3 protein-coding genes and 1 pseudogene are annotated in these 3,144 nt (G+C 73.6%); 3 read left to right on the forward strand and 1 reads right to left on the reverse strand.

Annotated elements, in window-relative coordinates; all coding sequences use genetic code 11:
• Both VNM44_RS10230 and VNM44_RS10235 read left to right on the forward strand, forming a co-directional pair.
• On the forward strand, window positions 1-479 hold a 479-nt coding region (locus VNM44_RS10230), incomplete at its 5' end, for an adenine deaminase C-terminal domain-containing protein (RefSeq protein ID WP_325625775.1).
• A 62-nt stretch (window positions 480-541) separates the two neighbouring features.
• Window positions 542-1,144: a hypothetical protein gene (locus VNM44_RS10235; protein ID WP_325625776.1), complete on the forward strand. Its 603-nt coding sequence runs from the start codon at window positions 542-544 to the stop codon at window positions 1,142-1,144.
• On the opposite strand, the gene VNM44_RS10240 is transcribed toward VNM44_RS10235, so the two are convergent.
• Window positions 1,141-2,697, reverse strand: a complete 1,557-nt coding sequence (locus tag VNM44_RS10240) for a hypothetical protein (protein ID WP_325625777.1) — start codon at window positions 2,695-2,697, stop codon at window positions 1,141-1,143. The genes VNM44_RS10235 and VNM44_RS10240 overlap by 4 nt on opposite strands.
• Window positions 2,698-2,775: 78 nt before the next feature.
• Between VNM44_RS10240 and VNM44_RS10245 the strand changes: the two are divergent.
• Window positions 2,776-3,144: pseudogene (locus tag VNM44_RS10245) on the forward strand (hypothetical protein); the annotation flags it as partial.

Consider the following 3,144-nt stretch of genomic DNA (forward strand, 5'->3'; position numbering starts at 1 on the left):
TCGTCTCGGATCCGGAGCGCGACCTCGTGAAGCTCGCCGTGGCGGAGCGACACCTCGGCACGGGGCGGATCGGGCTCGGGCTCGTGTCGGGCTCGGGACTGCGGCGCGGCGCGCTCGCCTCGACCGTCGCCCACGACGCCCACAATCTCGTCGTCGTCGGGGCCGACGACGACGACATGGCGTTCGCCGCCCAGCGCCTCGCCGAGCTCGGCGGGGGCATCGTCGTCGTCGATGGAGGCCGTGTCGTCGCCGAGTGCCCGCTCCCCGTCGCAGGGCTGCTCTCGGACCAGCCGCTCGACGTCGTCGTCGAGCAGAGTCGCGCGTGCAACGACGCAGCACAGGGGCTGGGGTGGAGGGGCGCGACGCCGTTCCTCACCCTCGCGTTCCTCGCGCTCTCCGTCATCCCGTCGCTGAAGCTGACCGACCGCGGCCTCGTGGACGTCGACCGCTTCGAGCTCGTTCCGCTTCGCGCGTCCTGAGCCCCGGGTCGCCGTATCCCGTCGTCGAGCCTCAGGGCCTGACGGTTCGTCACAATCGCGCTGTGGGTGAGTCGGCCGAGGAGCTCTTCGCGCGCGCTCTCGCCGCCGCGGACGCGGAGGGACGGCTTCCGTTGCCGCCGCTCGACGAGTGGGAGACGTTCCCGTTCGAGGGCGAGATCCGAGTCCGGCCGCTTCGCGCGCCGGCCGACGAGCCGCCGCGGCTCGGGGAGGATCCGGCGGACTGCTGGCGCTGTCGCCGGAGCGAGGAGGACGCGATCTGGAGCGACGAGCGCTGGCTCCTGACGCCGCTCGAGAAGCCGAGCGGGCTGCCCGTGATCGTGATCCTCCAGCCACGCGAGCACTGTGACCTGGGCGATCTGCCAGACAGGCTCGCAGCCGAGCTCGGGCCCTTGCTCGTGCGCGTCGAGCGCGCTGTTGACTCGGTCGGGGACATCGGGCGGGTGCACGTCGGTCGCTGGGGCGACGGGAGCGCCCACCTCCACTGGTGGTTCATCGCCCGTCCCGCCCGGATGCCGCAGCTCCGGACGAGCTTCGCGGCGATCTGGGACGACATCCTGCCGCCACTGCCCGAGGAGCTCTGGCGCGCGAACCTCGCCGCCGTCGCGCGCGCGATGGCCGCCGACGGCGGCCGAGCGTACGTCTAGCGCGCATAGGTCGTGATCGGGCCGTCGCGGGCGAGACGTCGCCACCCGTCGGCGCGGAGCATGGCCTCCGCTCGGTCGGCGCAGCCGGCCGCGAAGAACCCGCTCTGCGCATAGAGACCGCGCTGGATCGCGACAAAGCGGATGCCGAGATCTCGGGGGATGGTCCCCCGCCCGCACGAGAGCGGACGGAGCTCGCGGGCGACCCCGACCGCACGCCGCGGCGCAATCGTCGAATACCCCTGTGGCCGTTCCCTGGGGCTCTGCCGTGCGTAGCCGACGTAGACACTCCCGTAGTGGACGTCAGGGCGGAAGACGGGGAGCTCGAGCAGGCGGCCCTCGCCGCGCATCGCCTCGTACGCGGGACTGGGCGTGTCGGCGGCGACCGCCCCGAACACCGGCACCCGCAGGTCGACCGCAAGCACCACGACCGCCGCTGCCGCGATGACCGAGGCCGCGAGGCCGGGAGCCCGCACTTGCTCGATCGCGAACGCTGCCAGGGCTGCGAGGGCGAGGCAGGCAATCGGCAGGAACCGCTCCGGGACGCGGGTCGCGTCGAGGCCCGGGACAGCGCGCCAGAGCGTCTCGTAGCCGGGGAGGTTCGCGCCGAGCGCCAGCAGGGACGGCAGGAGGACAGCCAGCCCGAGCAGAACGGCGAGGCCCCGCTGACGCCGGATGGTGACGAGGCCCGCGAGCGCGAGGAGCGGCGTCAGCCAGCCGACGAACACGAGCTCCTCCGCGCCGCTTCCGACCGCACGGGTCACGAAGTCCGAGATCTCGGCGGAGTAGCGGTCGACCTGCGAGAAGGAGCGCCCCGTGCCGATCGACCCGGACACGGCCCACCGGTCGACGAGCAGCCCTGCCGCGACCGCCGCCGCGCTGCCCGCCCCTGCCTTCCACCAGTCGCTCCGCGGCGTTCGGGCCCATGCGTAACCGAGCGCGAGCGGGATCGCCCCGATCGCGAGGTGGAGCTGGCCCGAGAAGGGGATCGCCGCGAGCACGACGGCGGCGACGACGTAGCGCCGCCGCTCGAGCGCGAGCAGCAGCGCCGGCAGCAGAAAGGCGATCAGGCCGAGCAGGTGGCCCGTCGACTGGCCGACGCGGTAGGGCATCAGGCAGAACACGGCGCCGCCGACGAGCGCCGCCGCGCGCGAGACGCCGAGCGAGCGGAGCCACCAGCAGGCGAGCCCGCCTGCGAGCACGAACGAGAGCAGCACGAGGAGGTCGTACGCCCAGACGTTCCCGAAGGCGTCGCGGAGCGGCCAGTACGGCAGTCCGAGCAGCCAGCCCTGGAGGTTCGGCGCTGCCTCCGCCTCCGGCCGGAACGAGTACGGGTCGGTCAGAGGGGATGCGCCCCGCTCGAGCTGGTGCCCCACGAGCCAGAATGCCCAACCGAGCTGGAGGTGGTCGCCCGCCGCCGCCTGGCCGTGTCCGGCCGCGGGCCGCGCGAGGTAGTGCGCGCCGTCGACATGCCGGATCGCCGGCCAGGTCGCCCAGAGCGCGCAGGCCGCGTAGACGGCGAGGGCGACGACGACGAAGCGGGAGCGGCCGGCCACGGGCGCCGACCGTACCCCGTCCTCCGGAACCGGAGCGAGTGGAGCGGTGTAAGCCTGACGACCTACACGGAGGTTCTCATGAAGACCCGCCTTGTCATCGCCCTGGCCGCGTGTCTGGCCCTACCGGCTGCCGCGCGGGCCGCCGGGCCTGCCCCTCCCGTGCTGAACGGTGCGCCCGGTATCGCGGTCGCCGGCGGAGCCCATGTCGTCGCCGTGACGAAGCGCGGCGGCGGCGCGACGCAGCTTCGCCTCGTCCGTGACCGCGACGGCGCCGTAGTGCGCACACGGGTGCTCCCGGCCAACCTTGGCGTGCCGAGGGTCACGTTCTCGGGGCTCACGGAGGGAACGTTCGCCGGAGGCCGCAGGCTCGTGCTCTCCTCGTCGATCTACGACGACCCGGGCCGCACGACGTTCGTGGTGCTCGACACCCGGACGCTCGCGCCGCTC

Origin of the sequence: Gaiella sp., from assembly GCF_035558935.1 — a bacterium.
Lineage (GTDB): Bacteria > Actinomycetota > Thermoleophilia > Gaiellales > Gaiellaceae > Gaiella.